General features: G+C 60.6%; 20 protein-coding genes. 12 read left to right on the top strand and 8 right to left on the bottom strand.

Features of this window, described 5'->3' with window-relative positions; genetic code table 11:
- Positions 1 to 182 precede the first annotated feature (182 nt).
- The 3 genes from ASG55_RS03540 (at position 183) to ASG55_RS03530 (ending at position 5,234) form a co-directional block, all read left to right on the top strand.
- Positions 183 to 1,541, top strand: a complete 1,359-nt coding sequence (locus tag ASG55_RS03540) for a TolC family outer membrane protein (protein ID WP_039761048.1) — start codon at positions 183 to 185, stop codon at positions 1,539 to 1,541.
- A 161-nt stretch (positions 1,542 to 1,702) separates the two neighbouring features.
- Positions 1,703 to 3,862, top strand: a complete 2,160-nt coding sequence (locus ASG55_RS03535; protein ID WP_056783690.1) for a type I secretion system permease/ATPase — start codon at positions 1,703 to 1,705, stop codon at positions 3,860 to 3,862.
- Between the two features lie 10 nt (positions 3,863 to 3,872).
- Entirely contained in the window at positions 3,873 to 5,234 is a 1,362-nt protein-coding gene (locus ASG55_RS03530) for an HlyD family type I secretion periplasmic adaptor subunit (RefSeq protein ID WP_056783689.1), read from the top strand.
- A gap of 118 nt (positions 5,235 to 5,352) precedes the next feature.
- Here ASG55_RS03530 and ASG55_RS03525 read toward each other — a convergent pair whose 3' ends face one another.
- Together ASG55_RS03525 and ASG55_RS03520 are read right to left on the bottom strand one after the other, a co-directional pair.
- On the bottom strand, positions 5,353 to 5,949 hold the full coding sequence (locus ASG55_RS03525) for a tRNA-uridine aminocarboxypropyltransferase (protein WP_056783686.1): 597 nt from the start codon (positions 5,947 to 5,949) through the stop codon (positions 5,353 to 5,355).
- 7 nt (positions 5,950 to 5,956) lie between these two features.
- Positions 5,957 to 6,850: a LysR family transcriptional regulator gene (locus ASG55_RS03520; protein WP_007956593.1), complete on the bottom strand. Its 894-nt coding sequence runs from the start codon at positions 6,848 to 6,850 to the stop codon at positions 5,957 to 5,959.
- Between the two features lie 396 nt (positions 6,851 to 7,246).
- Between ASG55_RS03520 and speB the strand changes: the two genes are divergently transcribed.
- From speB to ASG55_RS03500, 4 genes are all read left to right on the top strand, one after another.
- The gene (gene speB / locus ASG55_RS03515; RefSeq protein WP_003222717.1) at positions 7,247 to 8,197 is read left to right on the top strand and encodes an agmatinase; all 951 of its coding nucleotides are present in this window, start codon (positions 7,247 to 7,249) and stop codon (positions 8,195 to 8,197) included.
- A 10-nt stretch (positions 8,198 to 8,207) separates the two neighbouring features.
- Positions 8,208 to 8,630 (top strand): YybH family protein, encoded by a 423-nt coding sequence (locus tag ASG55_RS03510; RefSeq protein ID WP_056783683.1) that lies wholly within the window; start codon positions 8,208 to 8,210, stop codon positions 8,628 to 8,630.
- 51 nt (positions 8,631 to 8,681) lie between these two features.
- The gene (locus tag ASG55_RS03505) at positions 8,682 to 10,184 is read left to right on the top strand and encodes a purine-cytosine permease family protein (RefSeq protein WP_056783681.1); all 1,503 of its coding nucleotides are present in this window, start codon (positions 8,682 to 8,684) and stop codon (positions 10,182 to 10,184) included.
- Between the two features lie 163 nt (positions 10,185 to 10,347).
- Positions 10,348 to 11,727, top strand: a complete 1,380-nt coding sequence (locus tag ASG55_RS03500) for a sodium:solute symporter (RefSeq protein WP_056783679.1) — start codon at positions 10,348 to 10,350, stop codon at positions 11,725 to 11,727.
- Between the two features lie 161 nt (positions 11,728 to 11,888).
- Here ASG55_RS03500 and ASG55_RS27400 read toward each other — a convergent pair whose 3' ends face one another.
- Entirely contained in the window at positions 11,889 to 12,017 is a 129-nt protein-coding gene (locus ASG55_RS27400; RefSeq protein WP_003184145.1) for a PA1414 family protein, read from the bottom strand.
- Between the two features lie 142 nt (positions 12,018 to 12,159).
- Positions 12,160 to 13,053 (bottom strand): putrescine utilization regulator PtrR, encoded by an 894-nt coding sequence (gene ptrR, locus ASG55_RS03495; RefSeq protein WP_056783676.1) that lies wholly within the window; start codon positions 13,051 to 13,053, stop codon positions 12,160 to 12,162.
- 103 nt (positions 13,054 to 13,156) lie between these two features.
- On the opposite strand from ptrR, the gene ASG55_RS03490 reads away from it, so the two are divergent.
- Positions 13,157 to 14,338: an MFS transporter gene (locus tag ASG55_RS03490; RefSeq protein ID WP_056783673.1), complete on the top strand. Its 1,182-nt coding sequence runs from the start codon at positions 13,157 to 13,159 to the stop codon at positions 14,336 to 14,338.
- Here ASG55_RS03490 and ASG55_RS03485 read toward each other — a convergent pair.
- The 3 genes from ASG55_RS03485 to ASG55_RS03475 form a co-directional block, all read right to left on the bottom strand.
- On the bottom strand, positions 14,286 to 15,215 hold the full coding sequence (locus ASG55_RS03485; protein ID WP_041478962.1) for a DMT family transporter: 930 nt from the start codon (positions 15,213 to 15,215) through the stop codon (positions 14,286 to 14,288). The two genes, ASG55_RS03490 and ASG55_RS03485, sit on opposite strands and share 53 nt — an antisense overlap.
- 253 nt (positions 15,216 to 15,468) lie before the next feature.
- Positions 15,469 to 15,861 carry a DUF2177 family protein gene (locus tag ASG55_RS03480; protein WP_056783671.1) on the bottom strand — a complete coding sequence of 131 codons (393 nt, stop codon included), beginning with the start codon at positions 15,859 to 15,861 and terminating at the stop codon, positions 15,469 to 15,471.
- Between the two features lie 94 nt (positions 15,862 to 15,955).
- Complete coding sequence (locus tag ASG55_RS03475) at positions 15,956 to 16,792, bottom strand: CvfB family protein (protein WP_056783668.1); 837 nt, start codon at positions 16,790 to 16,792, stop codon at positions 15,956 to 15,958.
- A gap of 339 nt (positions 16,793 to 17,131) precedes the next feature.
- Between ASG55_RS03475 and ASG55_RS03470 the strand changes: the two genes are divergently transcribed.
- The 3 genes from ASG55_RS03470 (at position 17,132) to ASG55_RS03460 (ending at position 19,187) form a co-directional block, all read left to right on the top strand.
- Complete coding sequence (locus ASG55_RS03470) at positions 17,132 to 17,320, top strand: hypothetical protein (protein ID WP_016985943.1); 189 nt, start codon at positions 17,132 to 17,134, stop codon at positions 17,318 to 17,320.
- A 203-nt stretch (positions 17,321 to 17,523) separates the two neighbouring features.
- The gene (locus ASG55_RS03465; protein WP_056783664.1) at positions 17,524 to 18,240 is read left to right on the top strand and encodes a TorF family putative porin; all 717 of its coding nucleotides are present in this window, start codon (positions 17,524 to 17,526) and stop codon (positions 18,238 to 18,240) included.
- A 77-nt stretch (positions 18,241 to 18,317) separates the two neighbouring features.
- On the top strand, positions 18,318 to 19,187 hold the full coding sequence (locus ASG55_RS03460) for a DUF6279 family lipoprotein (RefSeq protein ID WP_056783661.1): 870 nt from the start codon (positions 18,318 to 18,320) through the stop codon (positions 19,185 to 19,187).
- Between the two features lie 120 nt (positions 19,188 to 19,307).
- Here ASG55_RS03460 and ASG55_RS03455 read toward each other — a convergent pair whose 3' ends face one another.
- On the bottom strand, positions 19,308 to 19,700 hold the full coding sequence (locus tag ASG55_RS03455) for a hypothetical protein (RefSeq protein WP_056783658.1): 393 nt from the start codon (positions 19,698 to 19,700) through the stop codon (positions 19,308 to 19,310).
- Between the two features lie 172 nt (positions 19,701 to 19,872).
- On the opposite strand from ASG55_RS03455, the gene ASG55_RS03450 reads away from it, so the two are divergent.
- The gene (locus ASG55_RS03450; RefSeq protein WP_056783655.1) at positions 19,873 to 20,607 is read left to right on the top strand and encodes a DUF899 domain-containing protein; all 735 of its coding nucleotides are present in this window, start codon (positions 19,873 to 19,875) and stop codon (positions 20,605 to 20,607) included.
- Positions 20,608 to 20,656 lie beyond the last annotated feature (49 nt).

Below are 20,656 nucleotides of genomic sequence, written 5' to 3'. Positions count from 1 at the left end.
ATGTGCTGCTTTTGAAAAACCGCATAAGTTTTTTTTGGAATAAACCTTATGAAAATTTTTTCTTAGCTACGCTCTAGGATGTTCTTAGCTCTGTTGTTACAAGAGTGAAACGCTTATACCCAAAATTTACGTCAAATATTTGGCGACGGTAACACAACATTGAGATCCAGGGAGATGCACCCATGCGCGTTTTAACCCCCCTCTGCAGCGCGGTTTTGCTGGCCATGGCTTGCACTTCCCAAGCCCAGGCGATGAACCTCACCGAGGCGATTCAAAGCACCATCGCCACTCACCCGGAACTGGCGTCGCGCGTGGACGCCCGCCTGTCAGCGGATGAACAAGTGAAAGTGGCCAAGGGCGGGTTTTATCCGTCGGTCGATCTGAACGCTGCCTACGGTCGCGGTTACAGCGACAACACCAATACCCGCGCTTTCGGTAACCACAACACCGAAATCCTCAATTACACCCAGTCGGAGCTGCGCTTGCGGCAGATGATCTTCGACGGCTTCAACACCGCCAACGAGGTCGAGCGCACCAAGGGCGTGTCCAACTCGCGCGCCTACTACGCGCAAGGCACCGCGCAGGATCTGGCCCTGCGCACCATCGAGGTCTACCTCGAAGTGCTCAAGCGTCGGGAACTGGTGACGCTGGCGAAGAACAATTTGCAGGCGCACTTGCGCGTCAACGATCAGATCGGCCTGCGCACCGAGCGCGGCATCGGCAGCACTGCAGACTCGGATCAATCGGTTGCCCGTCGTGCACTGGCGCAGAACAACCTCGACACCGCCGAAGTCGATCTGGCTGACGCCGAATCGAATTTCTACAGCGTGGTCGGACGCATGCCCGACGAACTGGAAACCCCGGCCTCGACTCGCGGTGAGCTGCCGCCGGACCTGCGTGAAGCGCAGCAGAGCATGGTCGATAACAACCCGTACCTGAAATCGGCCCAGGCTGACGTGCAGTCCGCCGAGAGCCAGTACGAAGTGGCCAAGTCGCCGTTCTACCCGCGCTTCGACGCGGAAGCGGCAGTGGGCGCGAACAACAACGTGCAGGGCGACGAAGGCCACGACAACGAGTGGCGCGTCGGTGTAGTGATGAACTACAACCTGTTCCGTGGCGGCAGCGACAAGGCACGTCTGGCGGCCAATGCGCACGACATCAACCAGGCGATGGACATCCGCAACAACGCTCTGCGTCAGCTCAACGAGAACATTCGTCTGGCCTGGAACGCCATGGAGAACGCCAAGAAGCAGACGCCGACCGCTCGCGAATATGCCGAAACCACCAAACGCGTGCGCGCCGCTTATCAGGACCAGTTCGGCCTCGGCCAACGCACCCTGCTCGACCTGCTCGACAGCGAAAACGAGCTGTACAACGCCAACCGTCGCTACACCGAAATCCGCTACACCGAGGAATACTCGATGTACCGCGTGCTGGCGAACATGGGCCAGTTGCTGAGCAAGCAACGCGTGGTGCTGCCGGCTGATGCGATTGCCACGACCGAAGTGAAAAACCAGGCGCGCCTGCCGGAACTGAAATAAACGGTGCAGGAACTGACTTTGCCCTGATCGTTCCCACGCTCTGCGTGGGAATGCCTCAAGGGACGCTCCGCGTCCAGTGACGCGGAGCGTCACGGGCTGCATTCCCACGCAGAGCGTGGGAACGATCCGATAACCGAGCCCGTTCAACAGAGGCAATCACTATGACCAGCATGGAACCCGGCGCCACCGGGGTCGATCCGCGCCTGAGCTTCGACGATCCGTTACTCGACGGTCTGCTGATCCTCTGCAAACTGCATGGCGCCACGGTCAGTCGTGCCAGCCTGAGCGCCGGGCTGCCCCTGAACAAACAACGCCTGAGCCTCGATCTGCTGCCCCGCGCAGCAGCGCGGGCCGGATTACAGGCGCGCTTGTTGCGCCGTGAATTGAAAGACATTTCACCGCTGAACCTGCCGATCCTGCTGCTGCTCAACGACGGCCGCACCGCTGTGCTGCGGCGGTTTGGCGAGGATGGCAAAGCCCTGCTGCTGCCCAGCGAAGCCGACGGCGGCGAGCAATGGGTGAGCCGCGAAGAACTCAACGAGCACTACAGCGGCCAGGCCTTGTTCGCCCGTCCGCGTCACGAACTCGAAGACCTGCGCGCGCCGCTGGTGCCACGGGTAAATGCGTGGTTTCGCGACACTCTCAAACTGTCGAAATGGCTGTACAGCGATGCGATCCTCGCCAGTTTCCTGATCAATTTGCTCGGCCTGATGGTGCCGCTGTTCGTCATGCAGACCTATGATCGCGTCGTGCCGAATCAGGCGACCTCGACGCTGTGGGTGCTGTCGATCGGCCTGTTGATCGGCACCGGTTTTGAACTGGTGCTGCGCGTGGTCCGTGCGCACCTGCTCGACACCGCCGGCAAGAAAACCGATGTGATCCTCTCGGCGACGTTGTTCGAGCGCATCACCGGCATGTCGATGAAAGCGCGGCCGGCGACCATCGGCGGCTTTGCCCAGAGCATTCACGACTTCCAGGGCCTGCGTGAGTTTCTCACCGCCGTGACCCTGACCAGCCTGATCGACTTGCCCTTTGTGGTGTTGATGCTGGTGGTGATCGGCCTGCTCGGCGGCTGGCTGGTGGTGATTCCGCTGCTGGCGTTTCCGATCACGATCATTTTCGCCATGGCGATTCAGGTGCGCCTGCGTGACACCGTGCAGAAAAGCCTGAGCCTCGGCGCCGAGCGTCAGGCGGTGCTGATCGAAACCCTCGGTGGCCTGGAAACCCTCAAGGCCTGCGGCGCCGAAAGCGAGCGCCAGCACAAATGGGAAAGCACCCACGGCGCCCTCACCCGCCTCGACAGCCACGCGCGCAACCTGTCGGCGCTGGCCACCAACGGCACGCTGTTCATCCAGCAGTTTTCCGGGATGGCGACGATTGTTGCCGGGGTTTACAGCATCATCGCCGGCAATCTCAGTGTCGGCGCGCTGGTCGCCACTTACATGCTCGGCAGCCGCGTGCTCGCCCCGCTCGGCCAGATCGCCGGGCTGATCACCCGTTACCAGCAAGCGCAACTGACCATGAAAAGCACCGACGCGCTGATGGCCCTGCCGCAGGAACGCGACGGCAAACAACGGCCACTGGAACGTACGCAGCTGCAAGGTGCCCTCGACGTCAGCGGCGTGACGTTCCACTACAACGGCCAGAATGCACCGGCGCTGAGCGAGGTCAGCTTCAGCCTGAAACCCGGCGAGCGGGTCGGCATCATCGGCCGCAGCGGTTCCGGCAAAAGTACGTTGGCGCGATTGGTGATGGGCTTCTACGAAGCGGAACAAGGCCAGCTGTTGCTCGACGGCCTCGACCTGCGCCAACTGGACGTGGCTGACCTGCGCCAGCAGATCGGATATGTCGCCCACGACCTGCCGTTGCTGGCCGGCAGCCTGCGCGACAACCTGACCCTGGGCGCGCGTTACATCAGCGACTCACGCATGCTCGAAGTCGCCGAACTCACCGGCGTCACTGAACTGGCCCGGCAACACCCGCAAGGTTTCGACCGACCGGTGGGCGAACGCGGGCAATTGCTTTCCGGCGGCCAGCGCCAGGCGGTGTTGCTGGCGCGCGCGTTACTGCTCGATCCACCGATCATGCTGCTCGACGAACCCACCAGCGCCATGGACAACAGCAGCGAAGATGCGCTGCGGCAGAAACTGCATGGCTGGGTGCAAGGCAAAACCCTGCTGCTGGTCACCCACCGCACCTCAATGCTGAGCCTGGTGGACCGGTTGCTGGTGCTGGACAACGGCCGGGTCGTTGCTGACGGCCCGAAAGAAGCAGTCATCGAAGCGCTGCGCAAGGGCCGTGTCGGCTCGGCGGCGGTCTAGGAGTTACGCCATGCCTGCTTCTTCCGATAGCAACAAGCGCGGCTACTTCGACAGCTTCGGCAAAAGTGCCGAAGCCGAGTTCATGCCGGAAACCGCCGGCGCGGCGTTGCAGGATTCGCCGCGCAAATCGCGGATCACCGTGTGGCTGGCGGCAGCGCTGCTGATCGCCGCCCTGGTCTGGGCCAAATTCGCCGTGCTCGAAGAAGTGACCATGGGCGAAGGCAAGGCGATTCCGTCGAGCAAAGTCCAGGTGATCCAGAACCTTGAGGGCGGCATTGTCACCGAGATATTCGTTCGCGAAGGCCAGATGGTCGGCAAGGGCGACACCCTGCTGCGTCTGGATGACACGCGCTTTCGCTCGAACAAGGGCGAGAGCGAGGCCGACCGTTACGCGCTGACCGCGCAGGTTGAACGGCTGTCAGCGGAGGCCGAGGGGCGCCCTTTCAAGCTCTCCGCCGAAGTGATCGCCAAGGCGCCGCAAGTCGCCGAGGATGAGCGCTCACTCTACGAGCAACGCCAACGCCGCTTGGCCAGCGAACAGCGCACCCTCAGCGAACAGCTGCGGCAGAAGACCCAGGAACTGGCGGAGTTTCGCTCCAAGCAAGGCCAGTTCAGCTCCAGCCTCGCGTTGTTGCAGCAAGAGATGAACATGTCGGAACCGCTGGTCAAAACCGGCGCCGTTTCACCGGTGGAAATCCTCCGCCTCAGGCGCAGTGCCGTGGAAATTCGCGGTTCGCTGAACGCCACCACGCTGGCGATTCCCCGCGCCGAATCGGCGATTGCCGAAATTCGCAGCAAGATCGACGAATCCGAGCAAACCTTCCGCTCCGAGGCCGCCAAAGAGCTGAATGAGAAACGCACCGACCTGTCGAAAATCACCGCGTCGAGCATCGCCATCGACGATCGCGTCAGCCGCACTACGGTGACGTCGCCGGTGCGTGGCGTGATCAAGCAGATGAAGGTCAACACCATCGGCGGCGTGGTCCAGCCGGGCAGCGACATGGTCGAAATCGTGCCGCTGGAAGACAACCTGCTGATCGAAGCCAAGGTCCGCCCGCAAGACGTCGCGTTCCTGCATCCGGGCCAGAAAGCCATGGTCAAGTTCAGCGCTTACGACTACACGATTTACGGCGGGCTGAGCGCCAAACTGGAGTTGATCGGCGCCGATACGATCACCGATGATAAGGGCAACAGCTTCTATCTGATTCAGGTGCGCACCGACAGGAATCACCTGGGCGGCGACGTGAAACCGCTGCTGATCATCCCGGGGATGGTGGCGACGGTGGACATCATTACCGGCGAGAAAAGCGTTTTGGATTACCTGCTCAAACCGGTGCTGAAAGCGCGGACCGAGGCGATGCGCGAGCGCTAGTGATCTTTGAATTGCGGTGATTGATCTGGCGCTTTCGCGAGCAGGCTCGCTCCCACAATTGGAATGCGTTCCCCTGTGGGAGCGAGCCTGCTCGCGAAGAGGCCCGCACAGACAATGATCATCTGTCGCCATGGTTACGCTGAAAAACCTCCTCCCCCATCGCCGCAATCTGCCCTTCGATCAGCGCTTCAAACGGTTTCAGTAACGGCGCAAACGTCGTCGGTGCTTCGAGGGTTTCGAGCGCCTGGACGATCGCCTCGATCGTCGATAGCGCTCCCGGCCCCGGCGCCTTGCGCAGGCGATAGCGCGACACGCCGCCCTCGGTCAGGGTCACCCGTGGCAGTGCTGCCAGCAGCGGATTGAGGTGCAACATCTTGCGCGCCTTGCGCCATGTTCCATCCGGGACGACCAGCAACATTGGCTGATCATTTGGCGCGTAGACCTGCAGCGGCTGCGCATCCTCAGCCGGGAACAGCAAGCGCGCCTGATAACCCGGCCGGTTCAACAGTTTCGGCAAATCTTCGAATACCTCGCCGACAATCAGCTCGGCATTGCTCAGTCCCAGCGCCGCCAGCCGCGCGGTATTCAGGGCGTGACTGACCTCGCTCGGATGCTGCAGCAGCAACACCCGGGTGCGGCTATCGAGGTGCGGAATCAATGGGCACAGGCAATGGGTCTGGGGGCGAAGGCAGCGCGGGCATTGTGGTCGGGACATTTTTTTCTCAAGCCTGATTGAGCTGCGCTTTGAGCAAATCGCGGAAGGTCTGGATCAGCGGCTCGCGGCTGCGGCCCCTGCGCATGATCATCGAAAACGGCGCCTGATAACCGAAGGTCGCCGGCAGCAGAACGCGCAGATCGCCCTTGTCGGCCCAGGCCTGCGCGTAGTGCTCCGGCAAATAACCGATGTAGGCGCCGGAGAGCACCAGAATCAGCTGCGCTTCCATACTTTCCACGGTCGCGGCGCTGTGTTTGAAACCGTGGCGGGCAAGTTCCGCCTGACTCCAGTAACCGCGCCCGACCATCCGTTGCTGGGTGATGACCTGCTCGGGGATGCGCCGCTCGTTGAACAACGGGTGACGACTGCTGCAATACAGCCAGTGCTGCTCGCGGTACAGCGGCATGTAGACCAGACCGCTCATGCGCGTGGAAAACGCACCGATGGCCAGATCGAGGCGATTGTCCTGCACGCCGAGTTGCAATTCATAAGGGCTCATCACCGACAGGTGCAGATGCACCGCCGGGTGTTCCTGACTGTAGGCACCAATGGCTTCGGCAAACGGTAAGGCCTTGTCGCTGACCGTGGAATCGATCACCCCGAGGTTGAGCGTGCCGCGCAGTTCGCCCTTCAGCGCGGCGGCGTATTGCTCGAAGCCTTCAAGCTCGGCGAGCAGGCGCAGGGTTTCCTGATGGAACAGCTCGCCCTTGCTGGTCAGGCTGAAGCCACCGCGCCCGCGATGGCACAGCACCAGACCGAGCGCGGCTTCGAGCTGGCTCATGTAAGTGCTGATCGCCGAGGTCGACAGGTTGAGTTCCTGCTGCGCATTGGCAAAACCCTGATGGCGCACGACGCTGACGAAGATGCGCAGGAGTTTCAGGTCGGGTAAAGCGTTGGCCATGTCTACTCCGGGCTTTGCAACTGTGTGTATGTGGGAAAAGCCCCTCACCCCAGCCCTCTCCCCGAGGGAGAGGGAGCCGATCTCCATGGCTTTCAAATCCTGAGTTCGACTCGATTTTTCAGGTCGATGCAGATTCCGCCAACAACTCGGTCGGCCCCCTCTCCCTCTGGGAGAGGGATGGGGTGAGGGCAACAATCTTCAGCCCTACACTTCATTCGAACCCACCAAAGTCTAATCCCACCTCTCCCATTAGTTTAGAAAAATCTGAACTAAGTTTTTGCCCGTAGCGATTCTTCCCCGTCACTACATTTCGCATGATCGGCCCCACAGCGGCGTCCGAACCTGTGCTCAACGGCGCGCCGGCATAAATAAAACAAAGACGATGAGGCCCTACCCGTGGACAAGATTCTTCACCAACCACTGGGCGGCAATGAAATGCCGCGCTTCGGCGGCATCGCCACCATGCTCCGACTTCCCCATGTACCGACCGCTGCCGGCCTCGACGCTGCCTTCGTTGGCGTGCCGCTGGACATCGGCACTTCGCTGCGCCCCGGCACCCGCTTCGGGCCGCGCGACATCCGCACCGAATCGGTGATGATCCGCCCGTACAACATGGCCACCGGCGCCGCGCCGTTCGACTCGCTGTCGGTTGCCGACATCGGTGACGTGGCGATCAACACCTTCAACCTGCTCGACGCCGTGCGCATCATCGAAGAAGCCTACGACAACATCCTCGAGCACAACGTCATCCCGATGACCCTGGGTGGCGACCACACCATCACCCTGCCGATCCTGCGTGCGATTCATAAGAAGCACGGCAAGGTTGGCCTGGTGCACATCGATGCCCACGCTGACGTCAACGATCACATGTTCGGCGAGAAGATCGCCCATGGCACCACGTTCCGTCGTGCCGTCGAAGAAGGTCTGCTCGATTGCGATCGCGTGGTGCAGATCGGTTTGCGTGCCCAGGGTTACACCGCTGACGACTTCAACTGGAGCCGCGATCAGGGCTTCCGCGTCGTTCAAGCCGAAGAGTGCTGGCACAAGTCGCTGGCGCCGTTGATGGCCGAAGTGCGCGAGAAGGTCGGTGGCGGTCCGGTGTATCTGAGTTTCGACATCGACGGCATCGACCCGGCCTGGGCGCCCGGCACCGGCACCCCGGAAATCGGCGGCCTGACCACCATTCAAGCGATTGAAATCGTCCGTGGCTGTCAGGGCCTCGACCTGATCGGCTGCGATCTGGTAGAAGTCTCGCCCGCTTACGACACCACCGGCAACACCTCGCTGCTGGCCGCCAACCTGCTGTACGAAATGCTCTGCGTACTGCCTGGCGTGGTTCATCGCTGAGGGTCGGGTCATGCACGCACGTGATCAGGTTTTGCACGCGGCCGCCGAGTTGGTCGCCGCGTTTGCGCGTAACGATCGCGAAGCTTACTTCGGCGCATTCAGCACCGATGCCAGCTTCGTTTTCTACACCCTCGACCAGCCATTGCTGTCGCGCGATGCCTATCAGGCGTTGTGGGACCGCTGGCGTGCCGAGGATGGTTTCGAGGTGCTGTCGTGCACCTCGAGCAACGCCTTTGTCAGCCTGCAGGGTGACGTGGCGGTTTTCATCCATGACGTGGCCACCGAGCTGCGCATGCAAGGGGAGCAACACTTCAGCCAGGAGCGCGAGACGATTGTTTTCAGAAGACAAGCGTCGAGCCTAGAACAACAAGGCCTATGGCTGGCCTGTCACGAACATTTGTCCGCAATGCCGGAAGGGCTGCCACCCCCTTAGCCAATGGTGACGCTCACGCACGATGAGCGTGCCTGATGATCGGAGCAGATCATGAATAACAACAACAACGAAAAAAGCCTTAGCAGCATCGAAACAAACGGGGTCGAACAGATCCCGGATCATGAGCGCGACGCCCGACCCAGCGACCTGTTTCGCTTGATCTTCGGCGGCGCCAATACGTTTGCCACCGCTGTGCTCGGCAGTTTCCCGGTGCTCTTCGGCCTGTCGTTTCAGGCCGGTGTCTGGGCGATTGTCCTGGGTGTGGTGGTCGGTGCGCTGATCCTCGCACCGATGGGCCTGTTCGGCCCGCTCAACGGTACCAACAACGCCGTGTCTTCCGGTGCGCACTTCGGCGTGCACGGGCGGATTGTCGGTTCGTTCCTGTCGTTGCTGACGGCGATCGCGTTCTTCTCGCTGTCAGTGTGGAGCTCGGGTGATGCGCTGGTCGGCGGCGCCAAACGCCTCGTCGATTTGCCGGAAACCGACCTGACTCTGGGCCTGGCCTACGGTCTGTTCGCGCTGCTGGTGCTGACCGTGTGCATCTACGGTTTCCGCATCATGCTGTGGGTCAACCGCATCGCCGTGTGGGCCGCGAGCCTGTTGTTCCTGCTCGGCATTTTCGCCTTCGCCCCTGCTTTCGACAGCCAGTACGCCGGCAGCGTGGCACTGGGTCAGGCCGGGTTCTGGGCGGCATTCATCGGCGCGGCGCTGGTGGCGATGAGCAACCCGATTTCCTTCGGTGCGTTCCTCGGCGACTGGTCGCGCTACATCCCGCGTGAGACGCCGAAGGGCCGGATCATGCTGGCGGTGATCGCCGCACAACTGGCGACGTTGATCCCATTCCTGTTCGGCCTCGCCACCGCCACCATCGTCGCGATCAAGGCACCGGACTACATCGCCGCGAACAACTATGTCGGCGGCTTGCTGGCCGTGTCGCCGAGCTGGTTCTTCCTGCCGGTGTGCCTGATTGCGGTGATCGGTGGCATGTCCACCGGCACCACGTCGCTGTATGGCACCGGGCTGGACATGTCCAGCGTGTTCCCGCGCGTGCTTTCCCGGGTCAAGGCGACCTTGCTGATCGGCGTGCTGTCGATCGCCTTCATCTTCATCGGCCGTTTTGCGGCGAACCTGGTGCAGAGCGTGTCGACCTTCGCCGTGCTGATCATCACCTGCACCACCCCGTGGATGGTGATCATGATCATCGGTCTGCTGGTGCGGCGCGGCTTCTACTGCCCGGATGACCTGCAAGTGTTCACTCGCGGCGAACAGGGCGGACGCTACTGGTTCAACCACGGCTGGAACTGGCGCGGTCTGGGGGCGTGGATTCCGAGTGCGCTGGTCGGCCTGTGCTTCGTCAACCTGCCGGGGCAGTTCGTCGGCCCGCTGGGCGAACTGGCCGGTGGCATCGACATCAGTTTGCCGGTGACATTGGGCCTGGCGTCGGTGGTGTATCTGACGCTGCTCAAGCTGTTCCCGGAACCTCGGGAGGTGTTTGGGCCAACGGATGTGCGCAGTGAAGCCGCCATAAAACCCGAACTACGTCACGCCGCCTGAATAAACGCAAAACCCTGTGGGAGCGAGCCTGCTCGCGAAGACTTCAGCACATCCAACGTTGATGTGACTGACAGACCGCCTTCGCGAGCAGGCTCGCTCCCACAGGAAGCATTGCAGACCCCATTTGCTTGACCATAAAAAAGACAATCGGAGACACGCCATCATGGCTTTGGATTTATTCGTCGTACTCATTTATGCCGCTGCGATGCTGATTCTCGGCTACTACGGCATGCGCAAGGCCAAGACCCACGAAGACTATCTGGTTGCCGGGCGTAATCTGGGGCCGTCGCTGTACATGGGCACCATGGCAGCAACCGTCCTCGGCGGCGCGTCCACCGTCGGCACTGTGCGTCTGGGCTACGTGCATGGCATTTCCGGGTTCTGGCTGTGCGCGGCACTGGGCTGCGGCATCGTCGCGCTGAACCTGTTCCTCGCCAAACCCTTGCTGAAACTCAAGGTATTCACCGTCACCCAGGTCCTGGAGAAGCGCTACAACCCGATGGCGCGCACCGCCAGTGCGACAATCATGCTCGCTTACGCGCTGATGATCGGCGTGACCTCGATTCTGGCGATCGGCACCGTGCTGCAAGTGTTGTTCGGTCTGCCCTTCTGGATTTCCGTACTGCTGGGCGGCGGTATCGTGGTGATTTACTCAACAATTGGCGGCATGTGGTCGCTGACCTTGACGGACATCGTCCAGTTCGGCATCCAGACGGTGGGCCTGATGTTCCTGCTGCTGCCGATCTGCCTGTACCGCGTAGGCGGCTGGGATCAACTGGTCGCGCAACTGCCGGCGGCCAGCTTCAACTTCACCAGCATCGGCTGGGACACGATCATTACCTACTTCATGATCTACTTCTTCGGCATCCTGATCGGCCAGGACATCTGGCAGCGGGTGTTCACCGCCAAAAGCGAAAAGGTCGCCAAGTACGCCGGCACCTCGGCCGGGATCTACTGCATCATTTACGGCCTGGTCTGCGCCTTGATCGGCATGGCTGCGCATGTGCTGATTCCGGATCTGGACAACGTCAACAACGCGTTCGCCGCCATCGTCAAAGTCTCGCTGCCCGACGGCATCCGTGGCCTGGTGATCGCTGCCGCACTGGCGGCGATGATGTCCACCGCCAGCGCCGGCCTGCTCGCCGCGTCCACCACCCTGACCGAAGACCTGCTGCCGAAACTGCGCGGTGGCAAACAGTCCAATGTCGCGGTCAGCCGTCTGTTTACTCTGCTGACGGGGATCGCGGTGTTGGGCATTGCTCTGGTCGTCAATGACGTGATCAGCGCGTTGACCTTGGCTTACAACCTCTTGGTCGGTGGCATGCTGATTCCGCTGATGGGCGCGATTTTCTGGAAGCGTGCGACTACTGCCGGGGCGATCAGCGCCATGACGCTGGGCTTTGTCACTGCGCTGGTGTTCATGGTCAAGGACGGCATGGACGCGAACACGCCGATCTATTACAGCCTGGGTGTCAGCCTGGTGAGCTTTGTACTGGTCAGCCTGTTCTCGCCGCGCCCGGCGACCGTGGCAACGGCGGTGTAAATCGGCTGTAACGACTTGATGTTTTCTTCAGCGGGTGTGGCGTCGGTGGCCACACCCGTTTTTTTCGCTTTGCGAAAAGCAAAAGATCGCAGCCTTCGGCAGCTCCTACACTTTGTAGAAACTGCCGACGGCTGCGATCCTGAAATCTCTGATCAGAGGTATTAACGGCGACGTGGCTGGCGTCGACGCTGTTCGTCGTCCGTGCGAATCGGTACCGGTTGCAGAGGCGGTTCGATCAAACCGAGGGCAACTCCCAAATCGTGCAGCCAGTTCTGGATTTTCTCTTTCATCGTCATGCCCCCTTCAGGGTGGTGCTGAGCGGCCGGAATTCTGAGGCCGCTTCGCACTGATAATAGTCCGAAGTCCTACGCAATGCTCGGCCAAATCCGCAATGATCTGTTACTGAATTGAACAGAATCTGTTGCGATTGGTTCACGCGGTTTCCCGCACTTCATGCAAAGCCACGGGATAGACCGCTTGCTGCACGTCGATCCAGGCATTCAGGTTGGCCCCGGCCATACCCTTGCGCCACATGAGCCATGTTGTCGCACCCGCGAACGGCTCGGCCAACGGATGCACCGCGACGCTTTCGCGACCCGGCAGGCTGGCCAACATCGACTCGGCCATCAACGCCACACCACTGCCGGCAATCACACAGGCGAGCATGCCCTGATACGACTCGATCTCCATCGGCCGGCCCATTGCTGCATGGTAGTGAGAGAACCATGCCTCCAGGCGCATGCGATATGAACAACCCTGGCGAAAAGTGAACACCGAGCGCCCTTCCACGTCCCGCGCGGTGCGTACCGGCGGATGGTCGATTTCAGTGATCAGCACCAGCCGCTCCTCGCACAACGGCACGCCATCGAGCCCGGCCAGTTGCAGCGGTCCGTCGACCAATGCCGCGTCGAGGCGGCCGGTGAGCAAACCTTCGAGCAATTCGCCGGTCGGTGCCGATTGCACCTGCAAATTCACTGTCGGGTATTGCTTGTGATAACGCGCCAGCAGCGCCGGCAGATGGATCGCCGCCGTGCTGTACATGGTGCCCAGCACGAAATCCCCGGCCGGTTGCCCGCCCATCACCGCCGCACTGGCCTGATCGCGCAGGGCAAACAGTTTGCCGGTGTAGTCGAGCAGCACCTTGCCCGCCGGCGACAACTGCAAACGCTGCCGTTCGCGGACGAACAGCTCAACGCCCAGTTGCTCCTCAAGCTGTTTCAGGCGCGTTGACAGATTTGATGGCACCCGATGCAGGCGCTCGGCGGCGCGGGTGATCGAGCCTTCCTCGGCGACCGCCTGAAATATCCGCAGCTGGCTGAATTCCACAATCTTCTCCTGAACAGAACAAGTTACTCACTATTATTCAATTTTAAAGAAAGTCAATCGATCCTAGCCTGACGGTCATTGCTGCTTTGAAGGAAGCCCGACCATGTCGCCGCTGATACGTTTATCCGCCTGTTTCGTTGCCCTGATGATGGCCATGGGCATCGGCCGTTTCGCCCTGACGCCACAGATGCCGCACCTGCTCAGCGAAGGGCAGATCGACCTCACCGCCGCCGGGCTGATCGCGGCGGCCAACTACCTCGGCTATCTGCTTGGTGCTGTGGATGCGATGTTCGCGCAGCGGCCGCAGCAGGTGCAGCGACGGCTGCATGGCGGGCTGTGGCTGTGCGTGCTGCTGACACTGGCGTCGTTCTGGGCCAGCGGTTTCTGGTCGCACCTGCTGTTGCGCTTTGGCACCGGGGTGGCGAGTGCCTGGGTGCTGGTGATGATTACTTCGCTCAGCCAGCCGCTGGCGGCGGCAGCGGGGCGCCCGCGCTGGGGTGCCCTGGTCTTTGCCGGACCGGGTCTGGGGATTTTTCTCACAGGCTTGCTGGCGCTGGTCTCACACCGCTTGCAGCAGACATCGGCAACCCTGTGGCTGATTTACGCGGCGGCTGCGCTGCTGATGATGCTCGGCGTCTGGCGATTATTGCCGGAGCCCACGGCGGTTGCGAGGCCAGCGACAATGCACATGAACACAGCGAATCGAGGCATTGGCCGGCTGGCGCTGGTGTATGCGCTGTACGGCATCGGCTACATCATTCCGGCAACGTTCCTGTCGCAGATGGCCAACGCACAGTTTCATGGCCAGTGGCAGGCGGATCTGTTCTGGCCGTGCTTTGGCCTCGGCGCGGCGATCGGTGTGTGGCTGGTGAGCTTGCGTCGGCATGATCCCGAGACCACGCGGCACTGGCTGATGGCGACGTTGTGGCTGCAAGCGGCCGGAGTGTTCGCCTGTCTGCTGGGCAGCGGCCTCGGCCTGGCGTTGGGGGTGATCCTCTGCGGCACGCCGTTTCTGGCCTGCATGCAATTGGTCATGCAGCGCTCGCGAGAGCTGGCGCCCCACGCCACTCAGCGCAACGCCGGGATGCTCACGGCGTGCTTCGCTGTCGGCCAGCTCAGCGGCCCGCTGCTGGCGGCGCTGAGCAGCCATTTCAGCGGCGGCTTGCAGCCGGCGCTGCTGATCGCCGGTGCCGGCCTGTTGCTGGCCGGCGCGCTAGCGATGCAGGCCAAGGCTACTGGCCCAGCGCCTTGCGCAAACGCCGACGCAGCCACTGTTCGGCGCTGACGAAAGTGATGCCGAGCAGCACCAGCACGGCGCCGATGACGAAGTTCAGGCTCAACTGTTCGCCGAGCAGCAGCACGCCGAAGGTTACGCCGAACAACGGCGTCATGAACGAAAACACCGCAAGGTTGGCCGCCAGATAACGGCGCAGCAGCCAGAACCACACCAGGTAGCTGAAGAACGACACCACCAGGCCCTGGAACAGCACACTGGCCACCGCCACGGTGGTCAGGCTGACGTGGGTGATCTGGCCGCTGAACAACGCGATCAACAGCAGGCCGATGAAACCGACCAGCAATTGATAGAACAGGGTCAATGTCACCGGCGCTTCCGACAGTCGCGAGGCCCGCACCACTACGGTGGTCGCGCCCCAACAAGCGCCGGCCAATACGCCGAAGGCATCGCCCAGCAGCATGCGCCGATCAAGGTTGTCCCACGACACACCGCCGGCGAAGGCAATCGCGATGCCGATGAACGCCAGCAGAATCCCCAGCCATTGCAACGGGCGCAACCGCTCGCTGGCGAGCAGGAAATGCACGCCGAGTGCGGTGAAGATCGGCGCGGTATACAAGAACACCGACATGTGCGCGGCGGTGGTCAATTGCAGGCCTTCGGCGATGAACAGGAATTCCAGACCAAACAGCGCACCGGCCAGCAAACCGCCGCGCCAGGTGCTGCCGACCTGATCCCAGCCGCCCTTCCAGCAGATCAGCAAACCGACCAACAAAGCCGAGATTCCTGAACGCCCTGCCGCTTGCATGACCGGCGCGATGTCAGTCGCCGCCCATTTGATCAGGACTTGCTGCACACCCCAGATCAGGCACAGGCCGATCATCACTTGCAGGGCAAAACCGTCGGCATTGCGCCGCTCGGCACTCACCGCAACACCTCGAACACACACAACATGGCAGGCCATCCAATGGTCAGAAAACAGTGTCGGGGATTATCAATCAGATGCGCGGAAAAAGCCGTCTGGAAAAGACCTTTATTTGGTCAGTGGCGTCAGCGCTGAATGGTTGACGGCTGCGCCGTCATTCGCGGGCAAGCCCGCTCCCACAGAGGGTTCGGTGAACACGTGGGAACGAGCCCGCTCGCGAAGAGGCCAGCATTGCCAACACAACTGCCGGAGCAGCTCAGGCAAACCGCTGCGCCACCAAATAACCCACCGTGCAAGCAACGGCCGTCGCCACTGTCCCCCACGCCCAGTCCATCAAACTCACCTGCACCGACCAGTCGCGCAATGTCGCCCAATTGGTCAGGTCATAAGTGCCGTACGCCACCAGCCCCAACAGCGCACCCAGCTTCGCCGCTCGCTGCCAGCTCAGCGCCGGCAAGACCACGAATACCACGCAGCCAATAACGTACAGGCAATAAAAAACCGCTGCGGGCAACAGCAGCGGTTTATCCAGCATCAGCGAACCGAGCAGTTCGCGATAGGTCGGCGCCATCAGCAGCCCGAGCCAGATCCCATCGAGCAGCAGAAACGTCAGTAGCGTCGAGACGTATGCGATCAGCGCCTTTTTCATTGGCTCACCCCTTTAGATGTGGGAGCCGCCGACTTTCAAGATCAAGATCAAAAGATCGCAGCCTTCGGCAGCTTCTACATGGGCCTGCGGTGAGTCAGGTTAGTTCAATGCGATCGGCGTGAATGACGATCTTGCCTTCCTTGTACAGCGAGCCGATGGCTTTCTTGAAGTTGCCCTTGCTGACGCCGAACAGGCTGCTGATCAACGCCGGATCACTCTTGTCGCTGACCGCCAGGGTGCCGTCGTTTTCGCGCAACTTGCCGAGGATCTTCGAACTCAGGCTGCTCGCCGCTTCCTGGCCAACCGGTTGCAGGCTCAGGCTGATCTTGCCGTCGGCGCGCACCTCCTTGATGAAGCCTTTCTCGCGCATGCCCGAACGCATGAACTTGAAGATCTCGTTCTTGTGGATCAGGCCCCAGTGCTTGTTGTTGATGATCGCCTTGAAGCCCATGTCGGTGGCTTCGGCAACCAGCAGATCAACTTCCTGGCCCAGGCTGTAGGTGGCCGGGGTCTTGTCCAGGTAACGATCGAGGCGCGCGGTGGCGGTGATGCGGCGCGTGTGTTTGTCGAGGTAGACGTGCACCACGCAGTATTCGCCAGCAGTCATCTGGCGCTTTTCTTCCGAGTACGGCAGCAACAGATCTTTCGGCAGCCCCCAGTCGAGGAACACGCCGATGCTGTTGACTTCAACCACTTTCAGGCTGGCAAACTCGCCGACCTGAACTTTGGGTTTTTCCGTGGTGGCGAGAAGTTTGTCTTCGCTGTCCAGATAGATGAATACGTTGAGCCAGTCTTCATCTTCGCTGGGAATATCTTTGGGGATATAACGGTTGGGCAAAAGAATTTCGCCATCGGCACCGCCGTCCAGATATAAACCGAAGTTAGTGTGTTTAACCACTTGCAAACTGTTGTAACGCCCGACTAAAGCCATTTCCGAAACCCTCAATACGTGGGCGGCATTCTACCCGTTTTTGCCGCAGACGTCGGGCGACAGATCCACGCAGCGGAAAATCTGCTTCAACGTGTTGATTTTGCTTGATCACTGCCCGGTGAGGTGCCGCTCGTCAGTCCGGTCGGGCGGCTTGCGGCTGTGCGCAATCGCCTCACACTCGCGCGATGTTCTTATTTAAAACAGGGAGTTAGCGAAACATTAATAGTGTCGAACCGGCAATAATGCAGCGCTGCGGTTGGTTATTCCGGGGGATATTTACCAAGCTATTGTCAAGTTATTCCTGTACGATGCCTGGCCGAGTTACTTTTCTAAAGGTTAATGGCCGCCATGCGTGTAAAAGCATCCACCAGCAAAGCAAAGCCAGCTCCAGCCGTTGAAACCAGCGAATCGATCAACGATCAGATCGCAGCATTCCTCAAGTCCGGCGGCGAGATCCAGCAAATTGCCAAAGGCGTCAGTGGCCAGACATTCGGCCCGTCCAAGCAGATCAGCCTGGGCAAGAAGTAACACCGGTTTTACCCCGTCCAGAGGCGCTTTGAGCTTCGAAGCGCCTGGACTGGCACCGCGCAATCCCCCTTCGCTTTAAACAATAATCCTCAAAAATCGACGAACGGCCATCAATGCCGGTTATTCGCCGGTATCCTTGCACGCGTCTAGATCAAGCGTTTCAGCAGGCCTTCGCCCTGCGCTCGCGGTTCATGGAGTGACGCATGCGCCCATTTTCCTGTTTATTGTTCGTCAGCCTGCTGTCAGGCGCGACCGCGCACGCGCAGGTTTTTCAGGGCGAACTGGGCGACTTCGATCTGAAGCTCGGCACCACGCCCAGCCGCAGCATGGCCCAGGGCCTGGTCAAGCCGGCGGCGGTCGGCTCGTTCCACGGTGGCCTTGATCTGAGCCACGACAGCGGCGTGTATTTCGGTCAGTACGCGCCGAGCATGGGCATCAGCCCGGGCAAGAACCTCGAGATCGATTCCTACGTCGGCTTCAAGCAGCCGTTCGATCAGGTGCTCGGCTATGAAGTCGGGATGATCCATTACAGCTATCCCCGCGTGGACACCCTCGACAGCCAGGAGCTGTTCGGCGGTCTGACTCTGCTCGGCAGTCGCTTCGGCATCGCATTGAGCAACGACCCGGATAAACAGAACAACACCTTGTTTGCCGACCTCACTGGCAATCAGCCGTTCGGCATCGGCGTGAGCATGAAATACACCACGCACCAATTGAACACACCGGTGGCGGTGGACGGCGGTTACATCAGCAGTTTCACCGATTGGTCGGTGAAACTGTCGCGACCATTCATGGGTGTCGATCTCGATCTGATCTACAGCAATTCCAGCCTCAGCGGCAGCGATTGCTCGGCCTATTCCGGGCACAACAGCGAGTGCGACGGCCTCGTCACCCTCAAGGCTGTACGCACGTTCTATTGATCGGCTGAACTGCCGCGCGCATCCTGCATCACATAAGAATCAGATTTCCGACGCCAGGCTCTCGCAAGGATTTGCCCATGTCTCGCTGGTTCAAACAGATTGCCGCCCTGCTGATCTTCACCCTCGCCCTCGGCGCTTGCAGCCGCGTGGGCCTGGCCTACCGCAACCTCGACGTGATTATTCCATGGTCGCTGAGTGACTACGTGGACATGAACGGCGAGCAGAAAGACTGGTTCAACGACCGGCTCAAAGAACACCTGAGCTGGCACTGCACCACGCAGTTACCGGGTTACCTCGACTGGCTGGACCGATTGCAGGCCATGGTCGAGAGCAATCAGGTCAGCGACGTCGCCCTGCAGGAGCGCACCGCCGAAGCCAAGCAGGCCATTGCCGAAACCGCCCGGGAAATCACCCCTTCGGCCATTGAGTTGCTGCAGGGCCTGGACGATAAACAGGTCGCAGAAATGAACGACGCGTTTGCCAAGGATTTGCGCAAACGTCAGCAGGAATACGTGAAACCGCCGTTGGCCCAACAGATCAAGGAACGCGGCGAGCGCATGGAAAAACGCCTGAACGACTGGCTGGGTCCGCTCAGCGACACACAGAAACAACGCGTCGCGGCCTGGACCAACGCCTTGGGCGACCAGAACACTCAATGGATCGCCAACCGCGCGCACTGGCAGCAACAGTTCAGTGCCGCCGTTGCGCAACGCCAAAGCCCGGAATTCCCACAACGCATCGAGACACTTCTAGTCAACCGCGAGCGGTTGTGGACAGCGGACTACCGCGAGGCCTACGCCAACACTGAAGCCCAGGCACGCTCGCTGTTTGTCGATCTGATGGCGCAGAGCACGCCGCAACAGCGTGAGCGGTTGTTGAAGAAAATCGAGAAAGTGCGTAAGGACTTCAATGACCTGAAATGCCTGAAGGCCGCGCAGAAACCTTGAGATTACTGGAATCCAATGTGGGAGCGAGCCTGCTCGCGAAAGCGGTGTATCAGACAGTTCAATGTCACTGACAAACCGTATTCGCGAGCAGGCTCGCTCCCACAGGGGGATTTCGCTGGCTCAGGCGATTTGAGCCTTTGAAGCGACTTCATCAAATGTCACCTCATCCAGCGCATCCTCCTGCTCATCCAGCACCTGACGCGGGTGGTCGTTGCCGGGGATGCTGCTGTCGATCAGGCTCAGCAGGCTGGAGCCGCGCGGGGTCAGAATGAAGTTGTTGCCAGTACTGCCCTCGTGATCCGGCCGCGGCTCGATGAATCCGCGCTCCAGCAAGAGCTTTTCATAATCACAGGCCAGGGTTTTCAAGTGATCGAGATTGTCGATCGGCTCGCCGGCGCTGGCTTTCTCGGCCGCATGGTCTTCGGCATAAGCGCGGGGAGCGAAGCTGTGGCCAGCGCTGTTCTGCACTTCATGCAGCAAACGTTCAATCAAATCCCAGTTATAAGTCGTCATCCTGATCCAACCTCCGGTGCGGGTGATTTTGTGCCGCTTTCAAGGTTGTGACCGAAGCGCTGCGCAGCCGTTCAGCAGTATTTCCGGACCCGACCGACCGGCGGCTGTCGATTCCCTCGCACGATGAACGACTAGGCTGAAACAGCCGGTTCAACCCGCAGGAGACATCGTCATGAACGTTACAAACCATCCGGTGGTATCACGCGAAGAATGGCTCGCCGCCCGCCAGCAGCATCTGGCCCACGAAAAAGCCTTCACCCGGGAACGCGATCGCCTCAGCGCCGAGCGCCGCGCCCTGCCGTGGGTGAAAGTCGACAAGGACTATCATTTTCAAGGGCCGAACGGCGAGCTCAAGCTCAACGACCTGTTTGGCAACAACAGCCAGTTGATCATCTACCATTTCATGTTTGCCAAAGGCTGGGAGCAGGGCTGCCAGGGCTGCTCGTTCCTCAGTGACCACATTGATGGCGCCAACCAGCACCTGGCCCACCACGACGTCGCAGTTGTCGCCGTTTCCCACGCGCCGTTCAACGAGTTTCAGGCGTTCAAACAACGCATGGGCTGGAAATTCGACTGGGTTTCGTCAGAAGGTTGCGATTTCAATTACGACTTCGGCGTCTGCGCCCGGGCTGAAGACGTCGCCGAGGGCAAGGCTACCTACAACTACGAAAAAACCGACAGCGCCGAGGAAGAAATGCCGGGGTTGAGCGTGTTTTATCGCAACGACAAAGGGGAGATTTTCCACACCTATTCCACATACGCGCGCGGTCTGGACATGCTGGTTGGCGCTTACCACTATCTGGATCTGACGCCCAAGGGCAGGAATGAAAACGAGATCATGGAATGGGTGCGGCATCATGATCGGTATGCAGTTGACAAGGCTTCGAGCTGCCGCCACGAAAAATAACGGCGCGTCAGGTGGAAACGGACGGCAACGGCCGTCCTTTGTTGCGTGC

The organism is Pseudomonas sp. Leaf434 (assembly GCF_001425545.1).
Taxonomy (GTDB): domain Bacteria; phylum Pseudomonadota; class Gammaproteobacteria; order Pseudomonadales; family Pseudomonadaceae; genus Aquipseudomonas; species Aquipseudomonas siliginis.
This window is presented reverse-complemented; position numbering and strand designations above follow the sequence as displayed.

Excerpts from the sequence above, each read along its gene's own strand:
- ASG55_RS03540 (WP_039761048.1), top strand. The coding sequence starts at position 183 with ATGCGCGTTTTAACCCCCCTCTGCAGCGCGGTTTTGCTGGCCATGGCT.
- ASG55_RS03510 (WP_056783683.1), top strand. The coding sequence starts at position 8,208 with ATGCACGCACGTGATCAGGTTTTGCACGCGGCCGCCGAGTTGGTCGCC.
- ASG55_RS03530 (WP_056783689.1), top strand. The coding sequence starts at position 3,873 with ATGCCTGCTTCTTCCGATAGCAACAAGCGCGGCTACTTCGACAGCTTC.
- ASG55_RS03475 (WP_056783668.1), bottom strand. The coding sequence starts at position 16,792 with ATGGCTTTAGTCGGGCGTTACAACAGTTTGCAAGTGGTTAAACACACT.
- ASG55_RS03500 (WP_056783679.1), top strand. The coding sequence starts at position 10,348 with ATGGCTTTGGATTTATTCGTCGTACTCATTTATGCCGCTGCGATGCTG.
- ASG55_RS03520 (WP_007956593.1), bottom strand. The coding sequence starts at position 6,850 with ATGGCCAACGCTTTACCCGACCTGAAACTCCTGCGCATCTTCGTCAGC.
- ASG55_RS03505 (WP_056783681.1), top strand. The coding sequence starts at position 8,682 with ATGAATAACAACAACAACGAAAAAAGCCTTAGCAGCATCGAAACAAAC.
- ASG55_RS03535 (WP_056783690.1), top strand. The coding sequence starts at position 1,703 with ATGACCAGCATGGAACCCGGCGCCACCGGGGTCGATCCGCGCCTGAGC.
- ASG55_RS27400 (WP_003184145.1), bottom strand. The coding sequence starts at position 12,017 with ATGAAAGAGAAAATCCAGAACTGGCTGCACGATTTGGGAGTTGCCCTC.
- ASG55_RS03525 (WP_056783686.1), bottom strand. The coding sequence starts at position 5,949 with ATGTCCCGACCACAATGCCCGCGCTGCCTTCGCCCCCAGACCCATTGC.
- ASG55_RS03450 (WP_056783655.1), top strand. The coding sequence starts at position 19,873 with ATGAACGTTACAAACCATCCGGTGGTATCACGCGAAGAATGGCTCGCC.
- ASG55_RS03465 (WP_056783664.1), top strand. The coding sequence starts at position 17,524 with ATGCGCCCATTTTCCTGTTTATTGTTCGTCAGCCTGCTGTCAGGCGCG.
- ASG55_RS03480 (WP_056783671.1), bottom strand. The coding sequence starts at position 15,861 with ATGAAAAAGGCGCTGATCGCATACGTCTCGACGCTACTGACGTTTCTG.
- ASG55_RS03455 (WP_056783658.1), bottom strand. The coding sequence starts at position 19,700 with ATGACGACTTATAACTGGGATTTGATTGAACGTTTGCTGCATGAAGTG.
- ASG55_RS03470 (WP_016985943.1), top strand. The coding sequence starts at position 17,132 with ATGGCCGCCATGCGTGTAAAAGCATCCACCAGCAAAGCAAAGCCAGCT.
- ASG55_RS03490 (WP_056783673.1), top strand. The coding sequence starts at position 13,157 with ATGTCGCCGCTGATACGTTTATCCGCCTGTTTCGTTGCCCTGATGATG.
- ASG55_RS03460 (WP_056783661.1), top strand. The coding sequence starts at position 18,318 with ATGTCTCGCTGGTTCAAACAGATTGCCGCCCTGCTGATCTTCACCCTC.